Here is a 17,278-nt window from a genome sequence, read left to right as displayed (position 1 = left end):
TCGGCCTTCACAGTGTCGACGACCCACGCGGTGAACAGGTCCAGGAACGCATGCTTTGACGAAATCGACAGCGATAGCCGACGACTTGAGCCCTACCCGCACATCGCCCGTGTCTGCGCTGTCTGAACGGTGCTCGACACGCAGTCGTAGTGCACCAGTAGGGCGGTGGTCGCGGACTCCCTCAGCGCGGCGATCGCCGATCTCGGAGCCAGGTTGGACGGCCGTGCACGTGACCTGACTGTGTACACCGTCACGTCGAGCACGGGCTTTGCGACGTTGGAAAGCGTGCTGGGCAGCTTCATCTCGGCGCCCCCGATGGCGAGCGGCATGACGGCAACGTGTACGACGAGGACGGGGTGACGCCGCTCGGATGGTGGGAGAATCCGATCGCTGACGGACATGCTGGAGCGGCTCCCGTCCGCCATGCCTCTCGACCAGCGACTTCGAACCGCCCACCCCGAGCGCGTACCCTGAGGTCGCCACCGGGACCGGTCGGTGGAGCACGGACGGAAGAGAGCGATGAACCACGACGACGTCGAGGCCCTGCGCCGCGACAGCGCCGCCTGGCGGCTCCTGCGGGCGGACAACGCCGCACTCGTGCTGACGTTCCTCGGACGGGTCTTCATCGAGCAGAACGTCCGCTCCATCGGGGAGACCGAGCTCGTCTCGCTCCTCGACGACGAGCTCTACGCCCTCAACGCCGAGACCGACCCCGCGCCCTACCCACGCCACCCCAAGGCGTACCTCGACGCGTGGGCGCACCGCGACGCCGGTTGGCTGCGCAAGTACTACCGCCCCGGCACGGACGAGCCGCACTACGACGCGACGCCCGCCGTCGAGAAGGCCGTCGGCTGGGTCGCGTCGCTCGCCGGGCGGTCCTTCGTCGGCACCGAGTCCCGCCTCAACACCGTCTTCGAGCTCTTGCGCCAGCTCGCCCGTGGCACCGAGTCCGACCCCGCCGTCCGGCTCGCCGAGCTCGAGTCCCGCCGAGCCCAGATCGACGCCGAGATCGCCCAGGTCCGCGAGGGCCGTGTCACCGTCCTCGACCCCGCCGCCCAGCGCGACCGCTACCAGCAGTTCGCCGCCATGGCCGCCGAGCTCCTCTCCGACTTCCGCGAGGTCGAGGCCAACTTCCGCGCCCTCGACCGTGACATGCGCGAGCGCATCACCGGCTGGGACGGCTCCAAGGGCGAGCTGCTCGAGCAGGTCGTCGGCTCCCGCAACTCCATCGCCGAGTCCGACCAGGGCCGCAGCTTCCACGCCTTCTACGACTTCCTCCTCTCGCGCGAGCGCCAGGAGGAGTTCACCGAGCTCGTCACCAAGGTCCAGTCGCTCGACGCGATCAGCGCCGTCGCCAGCCCCGGGGCCTCGGGCGCCGCGGGCGGACCCGACCGCCGGCTGCGGCGCATCCACTACGACTGGCTCGACGCCGGTGAGCAGACCCAGGCCACCGTCCGCGTCCTCTCGGAGCACCTGCGCCGCTTCCTCGACGACCAGGTGTGGGCCGAGAACCGCCGCGTCATGGACATCCTGCGGAGCATCGAGTCCCGCGCGCTCGCGGTCCGCGACCACGTGCCGCCGCCCGGCACCGACGTCGACGCCGCCCTCGCCACGGAGATCGACGGCGTGGACCTCGACATCGTCCTCCCCATGGAGCGACCGCTCTTCCGCCCGCACACGACGGTCCGCATCGACTCCGAGCACGTGGAGCCGGGCGCGGTCGACTTCGACACGAGCCTGCTGTTCGAGCAGGTCCACGTCGACCCCGAGCGCCTCGCCCTCGGCGTGCGGGAGATGCTCCAGCACCAGGGACAGGTGTCGCTGAGCGACGTCGTCGAGGGCCGACCGCTCGAGCAAGGGTTGGCCGAGCTCGTCACGTACCTCTCGCTCGAGGACCCGCGCTTCGACGTGGTGCTCGACGCGGAGCGCACCGACGAGGTGCGGTGGACCACCGACGACACGGAGCGGGTCGCGACGGTCCCGCGGATCACCTTTGCGCGCACGGGCGCGGCGCCGCCGCCGCAGCCCGCGGCCGCACCCGCACCCGCCCGACCAGCAGCAGCCCCGCCGACCGACAGCGCACCGCAGGAGAACCCATGAGCGAGCAGACGGTCCGCGCCGAGCCGGAGCTGTCGCACGTCGTCACCGCGCTCATGAAGGGCGTCGTCTACCGCGACACGCACGAGCGGCTGTGGCGCGACCTCCTGCACCTGCAGAGCCAGGCGCGGGACTACGTCGCGACCATCGGCCTCACTGTGGTCATCGACGAGACCGAGGGCTACGGCTACCTCCAGGCGCTGCCCGAGGACGACGAGGACCGGGAGGGCACGCTGCGCCTCGTCGCGCGGCGGAGCCTGCCGTTCGAGGTGAGCCTGCTGCTCGCGCTGCTGCGCAAGCGGCTCGCCCAGTTCGACTCCGAGGGCGGTGACACCCGCCTGGTCCTCGAGCGCGAGGAGATCGTCGAGATGCTCCGGGTGTTCCTGCCGTCCACGTCGAACGAGGCGCGCCTCGTCGACAAGGTCGACGTCCACGTGCGGCGCGCGGTCCAGCTCGGCTTCCTCCGCGAGGTCGAGGGCGGGGCGTTCGAGGTGCGCCGCATCCTCAAGGCCTTCGTCGACGCCCAGTGGCTCTCCGATCTCGACGCGCGGCTCGGGGAGTACCTCGAGCACGCCGCGGGCGGCACGCCATCCTCAGGCACCACCACCGCAGGACCACGCGACGCAGGGACGGACGACTGATGCAGGGACTCTTCAGCGCGGTCGAGCTGCACGACGCGGACGCCGACGTCGAGCGTCGCGCCGGCTTCCGGCTCGAGCGCCTCGAGGTGCTCAACTGGGGCACGTTCGACCGGCACACGTGGGGCTTCGACCTCGAGGGGCGCAACGCCCTGCTCACCGGCGACATCGGCTCGGGCAAGTCGACGATCGTCGACGCGATCACGACGCTCCTCCTGCCGGCGAACCGCATCAGCTACAACAAGGCGGCGGGCGCGGAGGCGCGCGAGCGCACCCTGCGCTCCTACGTGGCCGGCTACTACAAGTCGGAGCGCAACGAGGCGACCGGCACGTCGCGCCCCGTGGGGCTCCGTGAGGGCAGCACGTACTCCGTCATCCTCGGGGAGTTCGCCAACCGTGGCTACGACGGCCTCGGCGTGCTCGCGCAGGTGTTCTGGCTCAAGGACGGTGAGCAGGGCCAGCCCAACCGCTTCTACGTCACGGCGACGTCGCGCATGACGATCGCCGAGCACTTCGCCAACTTCGACGGGGACATCAACCTGCTGCGCCGCCGCCTGCGGGAGTCGGGCGCCCAGGTGCGGGACACGTTCGCCGACTACGGCAAGGACTTCCGCCGCATCCTCGGCATCGAGTCCGACCAGGCGATGGACCTCTTCCACCAGACGGTCTCCATGAAGTCGGTCGGCGACCTCAACGAGTTCGTCCGCCACCACATGCTCGAGCCCTTCGACGCCGGACGCTGGACGGACCAGCTCGTCGGGCACTTCGACGACCTCACCCGTGCCCACGACGCGGTCGCGAAGGCGCGCGCCCAGATCCTCCACCTCACGCCGATCGTCGCCGACTGCGACACCCACGCCGACCTCCGGGAGCGGATCGCCGCAGCCACCGCCCAGCGTGACGCGCTGCGCTTCTACACCGCGCACCGCAAGGACGAGCTGCTCACCGCCCGGATCTCCGAGCTGGAGACGGCCGTCGCTGCACGCGAGTCGCGGCTGACGATCCTCGGCGCCGAGGTGAGCTCGCTCGAGTGGGAGCGTCGCCGGCTCGAGCTCGAGCGGGCCGGCCAGGGCGGTGACCGCCTCGCCCAGATCGAGACGGAGATCGCGCGCCTCGACCACCTGCGCGCCGACCGCGAGCGCCGTGCCGGCGAGCACGCCGGCTACCTCACGACCGCCCGCCTCGAGTCGGTGGCCGGTGCCCACGAGTTCGACGCCCGCCGCGAAGAGGCGCACGCGGCGCTCGGCGCGGCCCGCGCCGAGCTCGCCGAGGTCGAGTCCGCCATCGGCGACCTCGACTTCACACTCCGCGACGTCAAGCTCGACAGCCGCGAGCTCAGCGACGAGATCTCGAGCCTGCGCGGCCGCACGACGAGCCTGCCGCAGGGCAGCCTGTCCGTCCGCGCCCGGCTGTGCGCGGACCTCAAGCTCTCGGAGGACGAGCTGCCGTTCGCAGGCGAGCTCATCGCCGTCCGCCCGGAGCACGAGGCGTGGGAGGGTGCCGCCGAGCGGGTCCTGCGCGGCTTCGCGCTCTCGCTGCTCGTCCCGGCCGAGCACTACCCGGCCGTGTCCACGTGGATCAACGACAACCACGTGGGCCAGCGCCTCGTCTACCACCGCGTGCCCGCGCACGTCAGCGGTCGGATCGAGCGGACCGAGCGCGACCGGTGGCCGATGCTCGTCGAGATGCTCGAGATCAAGCAGTCGCCGTTCTACCCGTGGCTCGAGCGCGAGCTCGCCCGCCGCGCGTCCTTCGACTGCGTCGAGACGATGGCCGACTTCCACCTCGCGACGCGTGCGATCACTCCCCAGGGGCAGATCAAGCACTCCTCCACGCACCACGAGAAGAACGACCGCGACCGCATCGACGACCGCAGCCGGTTCGTCCTCGGCTGGTCGAACAGCGCGAAGGTCGACGCCCTCCTCGGGCAGGCCGCCGCGGTGAGTGCTCGCCTCGCCGACCTCGGCGGGCGACGGGACGTGCTCATCGCCCGCAAGGACGAGCTCGTCGACCGCACCCACGCGCTGGGCCGTCTCGAGATGTTCCGCGACTGGACCGAGCTCGACTGGCAGGGAGTCGTCAACGACATCGCCGAGCTCACGGCCGAGAAGCACCGCGTCGAGAACGACTCCGTCGAGCTCGGTGAGATCGCGAAGACGCTCGACGAGGTGGCGCGCCGGGTCGCCGCCCTGGGCGACGAGCGTGACGAGCTCATGGTCCGCAACGGCGGCGAGAAGCATGCGCTCGACGCGGCCCGCAGCCAGCGCGCCGCCGCGCAGTCCGTCCTCGCCGAGGCCCGCCACGGCGTGGTGCAGACGCACTTCACCGCGATCGGCGAGGCGTTCGACACGGTCTTCGCAGCATCCCGTGCAGCAGGTCGCCCCGACGACCACGACGCCGCCGAGCACAAGGTCCGCGAGACGCTCACCGCGACGATCGACACGCTGCACGGCGAGCAGTCGAGGCTCGCGACGAGCATCGCCCGCCAGATGACGGGCTTCAGCAACCAGTTCCCCGTCGAGACGTCCGAGATGGACAACGACGTGCGCGCCGCGGACGAGTACCGGGACCTCCTGCGACGCCTCGACCGCGACGACCTGCCGCGCTTCGAGGAGAAGTTCAAGGACTACCTCAACACGAACACGATCCGCGACATCGCGCAGTTCAGCGCGGAGCTGCAGAAGCAGTCCGAGCTCATCCGCGACCGCATCGACGTCATCAACGACTCCTTGCGCGCGATCGACTACAACCCCGGGCGCTACATCCGCCTCGAGATGCAGGCCACCCCGAACACGGAGGTCCGCGACTTCCGCAGCCAGCTCCGCGACTGCACGGGCGACACCCTCGACGCCGAGGACGGCGAGCAGTACTCCGAGCAGCGCTTCCTGCGCGTCAAGGAGATCATCGAGCGCTTCCGCGGGCGTGAGGGCCAGTCAGAGGCCGACCAGGCGTGGACGCGTCGGGTCACCGACGTGCGCAACTGGTTCGTCCTCTCGGCCTCCGAGCGTGACCGGATCGACGACCACGAGCACGAGCACTACTCCGACTCCGGCGGCAAGTCCGGTGGCCAGAAGGAGAAGCTCGCGTACACGATCCTCGCCGCGTCGCTGGCCTACCAGTTCAAGCTCGACTGGGGCGCGGTGCGTTCCAAGGCGTTCCGCTTCGTCGTCATCGACGAGGCGTTCGGCCGCGGGTCCGACGAGTCGACGCGCTTCGCCCTCCAGCTCTTCCGCAACCTCGGGCTCCAGCTCCTCATCGTCACGCCGCTGCAGAAGATCCACGTCATCGAGCCGTTCATCTCTGCGGTCGGGTACGTCGACAACCCGACCGGGCGCAGCTCGCGGCTGCAGACGCTGACGATCCACCAGTACCGGGCCAAGCGCGCGGAGCACCTCGTCGGGGCGCTCGGGGGAACGGCGCCCGACGCCGCGGTGACCACGACCGGGAGCCTGTGACCAAAGCCCTGTGAAGAGGGGCCGGGTGGCCGTGCTGGTGACTGGGCGAGGAGGTCGTGCTCGGGCGTACTCTGCAGTGAATCGCCCGTTTCGTCACGATCGGGAACGGTGGCGACCTCATCGACACGAGGAGCGGCACTGTGCGCACCACGACCATCGTCACGAGGGTGTCGCTCGCCGCGATCCTCGGTCTCGCTCCGATCGTCGCTCTCGCCGGACCGGCTTCCGCTGCGGTCGCCGTCGACGATGCGTACCTCGTCGACGAGGATGCACCGCTCACCGGTGACGTCCTGAGCAACGACGTCAACGAGGGGTTTCCCGTCACCGCCGCGCTGCTCGCGCCCCCGTCCGACGGCACGCTCACGTTGAGCCCCGACGGGACCTTCACCTATCAGCCCGACGCGAACTTCAACGGCACCGACACCTTCACCTACCAGGCTCTCGACGGGCTCCTGCCGGTCACCGCCGCGACGGTGACCATCACGGTCGCACCGGTCGTCGATCCGGTCGTGGGTGACGCGGACTCCTACTCGACGCCAGGCGGCACACAGCTCACGGTGGGCGCGCCGGGCCTCCTGGCGAACGACGTCAGCCCCGACGGGCGACCGCTCACGGTCGGCACGTCCACCGCGGCCGCGGACGGCACCGTGGCTGTCAGCCCCGACGGATCGTTCACGTACGTGCCGGACGCAGGGTTCCGGGGCGTCGACACGTTCACCTACGTCGTCGACGACGTCCTGACGACGTCAGCCCCGGTGGCCGTGACGATCACCGTCGCCAACGCCGCCCCTGTCGCGACCCCTGAGACCTACGTCCTCGACGAGGACACGACGCTCACCGCCACGACCGTGCTCGCGAACGACTCCGACCCGAACGGCGACCCCTTGAGCGCTGTGCTCGTCGCCGGTCCGAGCAACGGTGTCCTGGACCTGCGGACCGACGGCACGTTCGACTACACGCCGGCCGGGAACTTCAACGGCGTCGACACGTTCACCTATCAGGCCAGCGACGGGACGGACCTCAGCGCCGTCACGACGGTCACCCTGACGGTCGGTCCGGTGGCCGACGCGCCGTTCTTCGCCGCCCCGGTCGTCGCGGCGACCCTCGTCGAGGACACCCAGCTCGTCGGGCAGGCGACGGCGACCAGCCCCGACGGGCTCGCGCTGACCTACGGGATCAGCGCGACGGGAGCCGCAGTGATCGACCCTGCGACGGGCGCCTATGCGTTCACGCCCGCAGCAGACTTCGTCGGTCTCGCGTCGGTCGAGATCACCGCGTGCGACTCGTCAGGCCGGTGCGCACAGCAGGTCGTCAACGTCACCGTGAGCGCGGTAGCCGACGCGCCGGTCGCTGCCGACGCGTCCTACACGCTCTTTCCGGGGGCAGTGGTGGGCTCAACCCTCTACGTGGTGGATGCCGACAACGCCGTCCTCACCTTCAGGGTGGTCGTCGCCCCGCAGCGTGGGGTGGTCACGATCGACGCGAGCACGCGACGGTTCCTGTACACGCCGTCGCCCGGGCCGAGGGACGACGACTCCTTCGTCTACGAGGTGTGCGACCCCGGTGGCCTCTGCGACACGGCCACCGTGTCGATCTCTCCCTACCGGGGTGGGATCCCGCTCAGGCTGTCGATCCTCCATCTGGCGTGCATCGCCTCCGCACCGGACGCCGCCGCCGAGGAGGCGTGTCGCGTCGCCCTCCAGTGCCTGACGTTCCAGCAGACTCCTGCCGAGAACATGGCCTGCTACCAGGCGGCCTTCGACGCCCTGGCCGGTCGGGGGGCTCAGACGGGTGCCGGTGCCCAGGCAGGTTCCGGCGTCGCCGCCGCAGGGTCCGTGGGTGACGAGCTCGCGCTCACCGGCGGTGACGTCGGTTCGCTCGCGCTCGGTGCCGTTGCCTTCGTCGGGCTCGGCGGCCTGCTCGTCACCCACGGGTGTCGTCCACGGGGGCGTCAGCCCATGTGAACGACACCCTCGCCGGACGGCATGAGCTCGTCCTTGGTCCCGCGGATGCAGACGATCGCGACGACCATGCCGACGACGAGCGCGACCGCCGTGGCGATGAACGCGGCGGAGTAGCCGTCGACGAGGGCGTCGAGGCCCATACCGCCGGTGCTGGCGGACGCGTAGACGGACGTGAAGATGGCGAGCCCGATGGATCCGCCGATCTGCATCGCTGCGTTCGTCGCGGCGCTGGCGACACCGGCGTCGTGCGGCTCGACGCCGACGAGCGCGAGGTTCTGCATGGGGACGAACATCATCGCCATGCCGACGCCGAGGAGGGCGAGCGCCGGGAACACCTGCACCCAGTAGCTGCCGTCGACCGTGAGGCGGCTGAGGTAGACCATCGCGACGGCGCCGACGACGGGGCCGATGATCATGATGACGCGCGGGCCGGTGCGGGGGAGCAGCTTCGCGAGGATCGGCGCGACGATGCCGATGACCACGGTGAGGGGGAGTGACGCGAGGCCTGCCTCGAGCGGGCTGAACGCGAGGACGATCTGGAGGTGGAGCGTGAGGTAGAGCATCGCGCCGATCATGACGGTCCCGGCGATCGCCTGGAGCAGGAGAGCGCCGGCGCGGACGCGGTGCTTGACGACGCGCAGCGGCAGGAGCGGGTGTGCCACCTTCGTCTGGCTGTAGACGAAGAGCGCGAGGAGGACGACTCCGCCGCTGATGAAGCCGATGACGTCGGCGTGACCCCAGCCGTGCTCGGCGCGCGTGAAGCCGTAGACGAGCGCACCCAGGCCGAGGATGACGAGGACGGCACCGATCCAGTCGTACGTCTTGTCACCGTCGGCTCGCGACTCGGTGAGGAGGAACGCACCGGCGATGACGGCGATGATGACGACGGGAACGTTGACGAGGAGGCACCAGCGCCAGCTGGCGAACTCGGTGAGGACACCGCCGAGGACGAGTCCGACGCCGGCGCCCGCGCCGGCGATGCTGCCGAAGACGGCGAACGCGGTGATGCGGTCCTTGCCGCCCGGGAACGTCGTCGTGAGGATGGCGAGCGCGGCCGGTGCCATGAGGGCTGCGAAGACGCCCTGGAGCCCGCGGGCGATGATGAGCTCGGTGCCGCTGTGGATGAGGCCGCCGTACCCGGAGGCGATGCCGAAGCCGATCATGCCGACGATGAAGGTGCGCTTGCGGCCCCAGTAGTCGGCGATGCGTCCGCCGAGCAGGAGGAGGGCGCCGAAGGACAGGGCGTACGCCGTGACGACCCACTGGCGCTCGAGGTCCGAGAGGCCGATCGACTCCTGGGCCGCCGGCAGGGCGATGTTGACGATGGTCCCGTCGAGGACGACGACGAGCTGGGTGAGCGCGACGATGACGAGGATCCACCAGCGGTTCTTGGTGGTGGGCTCGTCGTGGGCGTGCGGGGGGTGCTGGGAGAGGGTGGCGGTCACTGAGGGGTCCTTTTCCGGGGCAAGCAAGTATTTGCTTTAGAGACGGTACCCTAAGGGCATGCGAGATGACGGGGTCCAGACACGAGCCAACATCCGTGACGCTGCGCACATCGAGTTCGCTGCGCACGGCCTCGCAGGGGCCCGTGTGGACCGCATCGCGAAGACCGCCGGAGCCAACGTCCAGCGCATCTACGCCTACTACACGGACAAGCTCACGCTCTTCAAGGCCTGCGTGCTCGAGGCCGTCGTGAGCCTCGACGAGGCGATCGGTGACGTCGACGACGTCGTCACGCTCGCGGGTCGGATGTTCGACCACGTTGCCGAGGATCCCGACAACGTCCGGCTCATCACCTGGGCACGCCTGGAGATCGAGGACGACCTCCGGGTGCTCCTCGACGGGACGGACGGCGACCCGCTCCGGCGGGTGCGCGCCCTCTCCGCCGCCGGGCGCATCGACCCGCGGTGGTCGCCCGACGACGTGTTCGTCGGGCTCGTGAGCTTCTGCGAGGCCTGGCGCATCACCTCCGCGCCGACGGGACCGACCGACGGGTCGGTGCTCCACCGTCGCGAGCTCGTCCTTCATCTCGCAGCCCAGCTGCTGCCCGTCGACGAGCAGGCGCCCGCGTCCCCGGCCTGAAGACGAACCGGCGCTGCGCCTGGAAGCTCACCACGAAGAGGACCGCCTCGGTGACGACCTTCGCGAGCAGCAGGCTCGTCCCGGCGTGCGTGAGCGCCGAGATGAGCAAGGCGTTGGCCGCCAGGAGCACGACGACGAGCGCCCAGTAGTGCGCCGCAGCGGGTCCGAGCCGCGTCTGGTGCTCCCGGTCGAACACGAGCCGACGGTTGGCGAGGAAGTTCGCGCCCGAGCTCACCACCCTCGCGCCGACGACCGACCCGACGAGAGACCCCGTCACCGTGTGCAGCACCAGCAGCGCGACCGTGTCGAGCGCGAACGCACCGAGCGACGACAGCGAGAACCGCAGCAGCGGTGCGTAGATCCGCACCGAGTCGGCCACGGGCCGGAAGTGGGACGACGCGTTCTCCTCGAGATAGATCGTCGCGATCTCCACCTCCTCGATGCCGTAGCCGGCTCCCCGGGCGTGCAGGAGGAGGTTGAGCTCGTACTCGAAGCGGTCTCCGGGGACCGACCGCAGCCAGGGCAGCATCGACGCCGGGTATCCCCGCAGGCCCGTCTGGGTGTCCTGGACCGAGACACGGGTGATCGCGCGGAAGAGCGCTCGGGTCGTCGCGTTGCCGACCCGGCTCCGCGTCGGTACCTGTCCCGTGAAGCGACGGGCACCGAGGACCATCGCCGGCCTCGGTGCGCCGTCGGTGTGCGTGCCTCGATCCGTCGAGCCGGAGGGCCGGGTCCGGCCGATCCTCCCGGCGACCCGGAGGATGTCGACGACGCTGTGCTGGCCGTCGCAGTCGGCGCACACGACGTCCTCGCCCGGGTAGACGAGGTCGGCGTGGGCGAAGCCCGCCTTGAGGGCGTAGCCCTTCCCGCGGTTGACCGGCAGGTCGAGGACGAGGCCGCCGAGGCCGCGCACCGCGTCGAAGACCCGCTCGTAGCCCGGACCGCTGCCGTCGTCGACGACGAGGACGCGGAGCTCGGGCGCGGCCGAGCGGACGGAGGCGACGAGGTCGACGAGGCGGTGGTCGGGCTCGTAGGCCGGGACGAGGACGATCATGGCAGCCGCCTCAGCCCGTGACGTAGAGGATGTCGGAGGTGCCGCGCTCCTGGCCCTTGCCGAGCGGGTCGTTCACCAGCTCGCCGTCGAAGTACATGGTCGAGGAGCCGCCGCCGTCGAGGTTGTACGCGGTCGTCGCGCCGAGGCCCTGCATGATCTCGGCGAGCTCCGTCATCGTCACGCCCTCGCTGTACCCGGCGCTGCGCCCGTCGACGACGACGAAGACCAGGTGGTTGGTGTCGATGACGCCGACCGCGGTGCGGGGCTGGTCGCCCTGGATCGAGTGGTTGCCGACGTTCGTGTCGATCTCGACGTCCTCGATGCCGTCGACGATCTCCCCGTCGGCGACGATCGCCGGACCGAAGGAGAGGGTGTTCCACACGCCGTCCGCGACGAGCTCGTCGGCCGTCGTGGTCGTCTCGTCGTAGATCTCGACGGTGCCGTCGGCGTAGAGGGCGAGGCCCTCGCGGGCGCCCTCGTCGCGGTACGCGACGCCGTTGCGCACGACGATGCCCGTGTCTCGGAAGCCGTAGTAGTCGCCGTTGACGGCGAAGACCGCCCCGTTGTCCTCGGCGATCTCGGACGTGGTCTCGGTGATGTTCTCGCCGAACGCGTTCTCCGCGAAGGCCGAGCGCAGCGAGGTGGCGTCGTCGAGGACGACGTCGGCGACGTAGTACGTGACCGTGCTGTCGCCGCTGCCCGTCGTGACGGTCGAGATGGTGATCCCGGCGGCGTCCGACGTGTACGACGTGTCGGTGACGACGGCCTCGGCTGCCGCCGCCGCGTCGTCGGGGGAGGCTGCCGTGCCGGCGGTCTGCCCGGTGACGGCCGCCTCGTAGGCGGCGACGTCCGCGATCTCGACGTGCTCGATGACGTACCGGTCGAGCGCCCAGCCGGTGGTCCCGGTGACGACCATCGCGGCCGCGAGGACCGCGACGAGGGCCTTGCGACGACGGGTGACCGGCCTCTCGGCCGCCGCCGGTGGGGTCTCAGGTAGGGGTGTGGTGTCCATGCCCCTTGTCTACGGAGCGCACGTGAGCCTGGACCCAGGTGACCCTGTGGGCCCGCTGAGAGGTGGTCAGCGGTGGATCGCGCCCAGCTCGCCGAAGACCGCGGTGTTGAGGTCGAACGCGACGCGCGCCTCCTCGGCGACGCGGTCGCGCTCGGCCGCGTCGAACGGCAGGGCGTCGAGACGGGCGCGGTACTCGTCCTTGAAGAGCTTCGGCTTGGGGATCGCGGGGAAGGTGTAGAAGTTCACGGCGTCGTCCGCGACACCGTAGGACCGCTGGAGGATCGCCTTGACGGCGAGTCCTCCGGAGAGGTCGCCGAGATAGCGGGTGTAGGCGTGGGCCACGTATCCGCCGACCCCGGTCCCCGCGACCGACCGCAGGCGCTCGGCATACCGGAGGGTCGCCGGGAGGACGCGGACCTCGTCCCTCCATCCAGGGCCGACGAGGACCGTGAGGTCGGCCTCGAGAGCGGCGACGCGGGGGAGCTCGTCGAACACGATCGTGGCGCCGGCGGGGTCCGCCCGGACGAACAGCTCGGCTTCCTCGAGCGCGGTGTAGATGGTGTGGTGCTGCGTGGCCAGGTCCGCGTAGGCGGCGACGTCGAGCTCCCCGGCCATGAGTCGACCGATGAAGGACGTGCCCTCGGCCTGCTCGTGCTGGGTGCGTGTCGCGGTGCGCAGGTGGACGGAGAGCGGTTCGCTCGCGAGGGCGCTCGGGTCCAGTGTCGGTGCGGTCATGGGTGCTCCTCGGAAGCGGGTCGGACGATCTCGGGGGTGGTCGGGCATCTGGGCGTCACGGTATCTGACGGTCTGTGAGAAAACTAGGAGGTGGCTGCGATGTGGTCATCGGACCGGCACGATCATCGGGGCACCGGTGCGCGGATGGTCGAACACGTCGACAGGACATCCGTAGACCTCGCTGAGCAGCTCCGCGGTGAGGACGTCGCGCGGAGCGCCCGCCGCGGCGACCCCGCCACGCGAGAGCACCGCGACCCGGTGCGCCCACGCAGCCGCGAGGCTGAGGTCGTGGAGGACGACCACCACGCCGCGGCCCGCGTCGGCGAGACGCCGTGCCTCGCGCAGCACGAGCTCCTGGTGCCGCAGGTCGAGGGCGGCCGTCGGCTCGTCGAGCAGGACGACCGGGGTGTCCTGGGCAAGGACCCGGGCGAGCGCGACCCGTGCGCGCTCGCCGCCGGACAGCGTGGTGAACCGGCGGTCGGCGAGGTGCGAGACGTCGCACGCCTCCATCGCCGCGCGCACCACGTCCTCGTCGCGGTCCGCTGCGTCCGTGCCTGCCCACGGCGACCGACCCATGGCGACGACCTGTGCGGCGAGGAAGGGGAACGAGAGCGTCACCTGCTGGAGGAGGACCGAGCGCCGCCGGGCGAGCGTCGGCGCAGTCCACGAGGCCAGCGGGTTCCCGTCGACGAGCACGGTGCCCGCCTCCGGCCGGACGTCGCCCGCGAGCGCGGCGAGCAGGGTCGACTTGCCGGCCCCGTTGGGTCCGAGAAGCGCGAGCAGCTCGCCCGGGCGGACCTCCAGGTCGACGTCGTGCAGCACCCGGGCGCCGCCGAGGCGCACGGTGACCCCGCGCGCCTCCATGAGTGCAGGCACGGTGCGGGTGGCGAGGGTGTCCACCGGCGCGCTCATGCCCAGCCGCCCTGGCTCGCGCGGGCGCGGCGGAGCAGCCAGAAGAAGAACGGCCCGCCGACGAGCGCCGTGAGCATCCCGAGGGGAAGGTCCGCGCCGTCGACCGCCGTCCGGGCGACGAGGTCGGCGACGACGAGGACGAGCGCCCCACCGAGAGCCGACGCCGGGAGCAGCGTGCGGTGACCCGGCCCCGCGACCATGCGCACGAGGTGCGGGACCACGAGCCCGACGAACGCGACGATGCCGGTGAACGCGACGCTGGCGGCCGTGAGCAGCCCGACGAGGACGATCGCCACCTGGCGCAGGCGCTCGACGTCGACACCGAGGTGGTGCGCCGCACGCTCACCGAGAGCGAGGAGGTCGAGCCTGCGCGCCAGGAGCACCGAGCCGAGGATGCCGAGGATCGCGAAGGGCAGCACGATCCGGACCGCTGCCCAGGTGGCCCCGTTGAGGGAGCCGAGCTGCCAGAAGACGATCTGCTCGCGCGCGCCGGTGTCCGCGACGAAGGTGAACAGGGCGATGAGACCGCCGGCGAACGCGTTGATCGCGACACCCGTGAGCACGAGCGTGACCACCTCGGTGCGACCGTCGGAGCGAGCGAGCACGTAGACGATGGCCGTCGTGGCCAGCCCGCACGCGAACGCGGCAGCGGCGACGGCCCAGCCGCCGGCCGCGGCCCCGCCGAGGACGATGACCCCGCTCGCGCCCACCGCAGCACCTGCCGAGACGCCGATGACGCCGGGCTCGGCGAGAGGGTTGCCGAACACGCCCTGCATGAGCGCGCCCGCGCAGCCGAGGCTCGCGCCGACGAGGACCGCGAGCACCACCCGTGGCATCCGCACGAACCACAGGACGCTCTCGCCCTGCGGGTGCGCCGGGAGCGGACCGAGATCGAGCCCCGCGCGGTGGAGGATCGAGCCGACCACCTCGGCCGGGCTGATCGCGACCTGGCCCACGCCCACCGCGACGATGCTCGCGACGACGAGCGTGGCGGCGAGCCCGCCGACGAGGAGGTCGCCGCGCCCGAGGTGCGGGTCGCGCCGGCCGGGCGCGGTCGCCGTGGCAGGACAGGACACCCCAGCCGGCGAGCGCTCCGCGGCGGCGGCGGCGGAGCCCGAGCCCGAGCCCCGCCCGGCGGTCCGGGCCGTCATGCGCCGGCCGTCCGGGCATCGGCCTCGTGGACGGCGTCGGCGAGGGCGCGCAGGGTCGCGCCGGTCCGGGGCCCGAAGGTGAGGAGGTTCGTGTCGGCGGCGGTGACGACCGCCCGGTTCTCGCCGGCGGGGGTCTGCGCGATGCCCGGCACGGCGAGCAGCCCGTCGACGCCGTCGACCGACGCGAGACCGCCCTCGAGCAGGAGCAGCACGTCCGGTGCGGCGCTGACGAGCGCCTCCGAGGTGATCTGCGTGAAGGGCCGCTCGAGGCCCGCCTCGGTGCCGGCGTCGATGCCGCCGACTGCGGCGACGAGCTCGTCGGCACCCGAGCCGGGACCGCCGAGCAGGGCGACGGCGCTCCCGCGCAGGTAGAGGAACGCGACCCGTGGCGCGGCGTCCGCGCTGGTGGGGACGGCTGTCGCGCGGGACGTCGCCGCGTCGATGTCGGCCGTCGTCCGTGCTGCGAGTGCGCGACCGGCAGCGGGGACGCCGAGAGCTGCGGCGACCGCCTCGATCTGGTCGCCGATCCCGTCGAGGGTGCGGGTGGGGTCGAAGAACACGACGGGGATGCCGGCGTCGCGCAGCTGTGCGAGGACCTCGGGCGGGCCGATCGTCGTGTCGGTGAGGACGACGGTCGGGTCGAGGTCGAGGACCGCCTCGGCGGAGAGGCTGTGGCCGCCCACGGTGACGAGCGGGAGTGCTGCCGCCTCGGGGAAGCCTGTCGAGGTGTCGCGGCCGACGACGTTCGCGCCCAGGCCGAGCGAGAAGACCGTCTCGGCGAGGGTGCCGTAGAGGTCGACCGCCAGGATGCGGCTCGCGTCGTCGATCGTCACGTCGACCCCGTCGACGGACCGCACGGTGACGGGCAGGTCGGGGACGGGCGTCGGCGAGAGGGGGTCGATCGGGATGTCGGACGCTACGTGCACCACGCCTGTGGTGGCCCCGGACATGTCTGCTCCGTCGACGGCGGTGGGAGTTCCGCAGGCCGCGAGGAGCGCGACGAGGACGCCGGCGAGGAGCGGGGCGCTCGACCGGCGTGGTCGTGCTGCGTCGGTTCGGCCGGAGGTCGCCCGGGGCGTCGTGTGGTGCAGGTGCATGGGTGTCCAGGTGTGTGCGGGAGATGACGTAGTGCGGGTCGGCGCGCCTGGCGGGGCGTGACGAGGTGCGTCAGTGCTGGTGACGAGGATGCGGGCGCGGCTCGATCGATCTGACGGTCGGCCAGACGACCATTCAAGAGTAAGGATAGCCTTAGATTAGACAGGCGAACCTAACTTGGCTACCGTGCCTCCTGATGAACACTCAGAAGAGGCCACGGCGCTCGCCGAGCCGCCGCGCCGCCGGCGTCCTGGCCACGCTCGTGACGACAGCAGGGCTCACCGTCCTGCCGCTCGCGTCCGCCTCGGCGACGACCTCCGCCGAGCCGGACGCGACGATCGGTGACATCGCCGTCACACCCACCTCTGGTCTGCCCGAGGAGGGCGCCGTCGTCACGGTCACCGGTACGGGCTTCGACACGACAGCCGGCATCTACGTCGCCGTCTGCGTGGACAACGGACCGGGCGTCAAGCCCTCGCCCTGCATCGGGGGCGTCGACACCACGGGGGCCGGCGGAGCGACCTGGATCTCTGACACCCCACCGTCGTACGCCGAAGGGCTCACGCAGCCGTACGGACCCGGTGGCTCCTTCGCGCTCGACCTGCCCGTACCGATGGTGGACCCCGTCACCGGGACCGACTGCCGGGTCGTCACCTGCGCCGTCACGACCCGCTACGACCACCTGCGCGGCGAGGACCGCGGAGCCGACAACCTCGTCCCGCTGACCTTCGGCGGCGAGAGCGGCACGACGGTGCCCGACGAGACGGCGCCCGCGACCACGCCCGCCGAGGCACCCGACCCGACCGGCGCGACGACCGACACCACCGTCGACCCGGCCGCGACCACCGTCGACGACCCGACCGGTGCCGACGGTGGGTCCGCCGCCGAGCCGAGCGACGGTGGCACGGTGACGCCGCTCGCGGTCGCCGCCGGCACGGTGGTCGTCCTCCTCGCAGCCACGCTCCTCGTCACCAGTCGTCGACGGGCAGCCGCACGGTCGCTCGCGGCCGAGCGACCCTCGGCCCACGACGACTCCTGAGCTCGCCGAAGACCACTCCTCCCGCACCTCCCTGCACGGCTGAC

Annotated in this window: 13 protein-coding genes; 6 read left to right on the top strand and 7 right to left on the bottom strand. The window is 71.4% G+C overall.

Translation table 11 applies throughout. The annotated features are described in order from the left end of the window. The first annotated feature begins 519 nt into the window (after nt 1–519). From ABKW26_RS07980 to ABKW26_RS07965, 4 genes are all read left to right on the top strand, one after another. A complete protein-coding gene (locus ABKW26_RS07980) occupies nt 520–2,100 on the top strand; it encodes a DUF3375 domain-containing protein (protein ID WP_348592483.1) in 1,581 nt (526 codons plus the stop codon). Continuing rightward, complete coding sequence (locus ABKW26_RS07975) at nt 2,097–2,738, top strand: DUF4194 domain-containing protein (protein WP_348592481.1); 642 nt, start codon at nt 2,097–2,099, stop codon at nt 2,736–2,738. The genes ABKW26_RS07980 and ABKW26_RS07975 overlap by 4 nt, the downstream gene beginning before the upstream one ends. Then, nucleotides 2,738–6,190 carry an ATP-binding protein gene (locus ABKW26_RS07970; protein WP_348592479.1) on the top strand — a complete coding sequence of 1,151 codons (3,453 nt, stop codon included), beginning with the start codon at nt 2,738–2,740 and terminating at the stop codon, nt 6,188–6,190. The genes ABKW26_RS07975 and ABKW26_RS07970 overlap by 1 nt, the downstream gene beginning before the upstream one ends. A gap of 140 nt (nt 6,191–6,330) precedes the next feature. After that, complete coding sequence (locus ABKW26_RS07965; RefSeq protein ID WP_348592477.1) at nt 6,331–8,154, top strand: Ig-like domain-containing protein; 1,824 nt, start codon at nt 6,331–6,333, stop codon at nt 8,152–8,154. Here ABKW26_RS07965 and ABKW26_RS07960 read toward each other — a convergent pair. Beyond that, the gene (locus ABKW26_RS07960; protein WP_348592476.1) at nt 8,142–9,599 is read right to left on the bottom strand and encodes an MFS transporter; all 1,458 of its coding nucleotides are present in this window, start codon (nt 9,597–9,599) and stop codon (nt 8,142–8,144) included. The genes ABKW26_RS07965 and ABKW26_RS07960 overlap by 13 nt on opposite strands. A gap of 58 nt (nt 9,600–9,657) precedes the next feature. Between ABKW26_RS07960 and ABKW26_RS07955 the strand changes: the two genes are divergently transcribed. After that, a complete protein-coding gene (locus ABKW26_RS07955; RefSeq protein WP_348592474.1) occupies nt 9,658–10,236 on the top strand; it encodes a TetR family transcriptional regulator in 579 nt (192 codons plus the stop codon). Here ABKW26_RS07955 and ABKW26_RS07950 read toward each other — a convergent pair. The 6 genes from ABKW26_RS07950 to ABKW26_RS07925 all read right to left on the bottom strand — a co-directional run bounded on the left by ABKW26_RS07950 (nt 10,118) and on the right by ABKW26_RS07925 (nt 16,197). Beyond that, nucleotides 10,118–11,290 carry a bifunctional glycosyltransferase family 2/GtrA family protein gene (locus ABKW26_RS07950; RefSeq protein ID WP_348592472.1) on the bottom strand — a complete coding sequence of 391 codons (1,173 nt, stop codon included), beginning with the start codon at nt 11,288–11,290 and terminating at the stop codon, nt 10,118–10,120. The genes ABKW26_RS07955 and ABKW26_RS07950 overlap by 119 nt on opposite strands. A 10-nt stretch (nt 11,291–11,300) precedes the next feature. Then, nucleotides 11,301–12,206 (bottom strand): phosphodiester glycosidase family protein, encoded by a 906-nt coding sequence (locus ABKW26_RS07945; RefSeq protein WP_348592627.1) that lies wholly within the window; start codon nt 12,204–12,206, stop codon nt 11,301–11,303. Nucleotides 12,207–12,368: 162 nt separating this feature from the next. Continuing rightward, nucleotides 12,369–13,037: a biliverdin-producing heme oxygenase gene (locus ABKW26_RS07940; RefSeq protein ID WP_348592471.1), complete on the bottom strand. Its 669-nt coding sequence runs from the start codon at nt 13,035–13,037 to the stop codon at nt 12,369–12,371. Nucleotides 13,038–13,142: 105 nt separating this feature from the next. Next, the gene (locus tag ABKW26_RS07935; RefSeq protein ID WP_348592469.1) at nt 13,143–13,949 is read right to left on the bottom strand and encodes a heme ABC transporter ATP-binding protein; all 807 of its coding nucleotides are present in this window, start codon (nt 13,947–13,949) and stop codon (nt 13,143–13,145) included. Further along, nucleotides 13,946–15,100, bottom strand: coding sequence for an iron ABC transporter permease (locus tag ABKW26_RS07930; protein WP_348592467.1), 1,155 nt, complete (start codon nt 15,098–15,100; stop codon nt 13,946–13,948). Before ABKW26_RS07930 ends, ABKW26_RS07935 begins: the two co-directional genes overlap by 4 nt. Beyond that, on the bottom strand, nt 15,097–16,197 hold the full coding sequence (locus tag ABKW26_RS07925) for an ABC transporter substrate-binding protein (RefSeq protein ID WP_348592465.1): 1,101 nt from the start codon (nt 16,195–16,197) through the stop codon (nt 15,097–15,099). Before ABKW26_RS07925 ends, ABKW26_RS07930 begins: the two co-directional genes overlap by 4 nt. A 194-nt stretch (nt 16,198–16,391) precedes the next feature. Here ABKW26_RS07925 and ABKW26_RS07920 point away from each other — a divergent pair, with 194 nt between their 5' ends. Further along, complete coding sequence (locus ABKW26_RS07920; RefSeq protein WP_348592463.1) at nt 16,392–17,234, top strand: hypothetical protein; 843 nt, start codon at nt 16,392–16,394, stop codon at nt 17,232–17,234. The last annotated feature ends 44 nt before the right edge of the window (nt 17,235–17,278 follow it).

This window comes from Sanguibacter sp. 25GB23B1 (assembly GCF_040012415.1).
Taxonomy (GTDB): Bacteria; Actinomycetota; Actinomycetes; order Actinomycetales; family Cellulomonadaceae; genus Sanguibacter.
The sequence above is the reverse complement of the archived record's forward strand: the minus strand, read 5'-3'. Positions and strand labels throughout refer to the sequence as shown.

Bases quoted from the DNA above. Each gene is read 5' to 3' on its own strand.
- ABKW26_RS07980 (WP_348592483.1), top strand. From the start codon at position 520: ATGAACCACGACGACGTCGAGGCCCTGCGCCGCGACAGCGCCGCCTGG.
- ABKW26_RS07975 (WP_348592481.1), top strand. From the start codon at position 2,097: ATGAGCGAGCAGACGGTCCGCGCCGAGCCGGAGCTGTCGCACGTCGTC.
- ABKW26_RS07970 (WP_348592479.1), top strand. From the start codon at position 2,738: ATGCAGGGACTCTTCAGCGCGGTCGAGCTGCACGACGCGGACGCCGAC.
- ABKW26_RS07955 (WP_348592474.1), top strand. From the start codon at position 9,658: ATGCGAGATGACGGGGTCCAGACACGAGCCAACATCCGTGACGCTGCG.
- ABKW26_RS07950 (WP_348592472.1), bottom strand. From the start codon at position 11,290: ATGATCGTCCTCGTCCCGGCCTACGAGCCCGACCACCGCCTCGTCGAC.
- ABKW26_RS07945 (WP_348592627.1), bottom strand. From the start codon at position 12,206: ATGGTCGTCACCGGGACCACCGGCTGGGCGCTCGACCGGTACGTCATC.
- ABKW26_RS07940 (WP_348592471.1), bottom strand. From the start codon at position 13,037: ATGACCGCACCGACACTGGACCCGAGCGCCCTCGCGAGCGAACCGCTC.
- ABKW26_RS07935 (WP_348592469.1), bottom strand. From the start codon at position 13,949: ATGAGCGCGCCGGTGGACACCCTCGCCACCCGCACCGTGCCTGCACTC.
- ABKW26_RS07930 (WP_348592467.1), bottom strand. From the start codon at position 15,100: ATGACGGCCCGGACCGCCGGGCGGGGCTCGGGCTCGGGCTCCGCCGCC.
- ABKW26_RS07925 (WP_348592465.1), bottom strand. From the start codon at position 16,197: ATGCACCTGCACCACACGACGCCCCGGGCGACCTCCGGCCGAACCGAC.
- ABKW26_RS07920 (WP_348592463.1), top strand. From the start codon at position 16,392: ATGAACACTCAGAAGAGGCCACGGCGCTCGCCGAGCCGCCGCGCCGCC.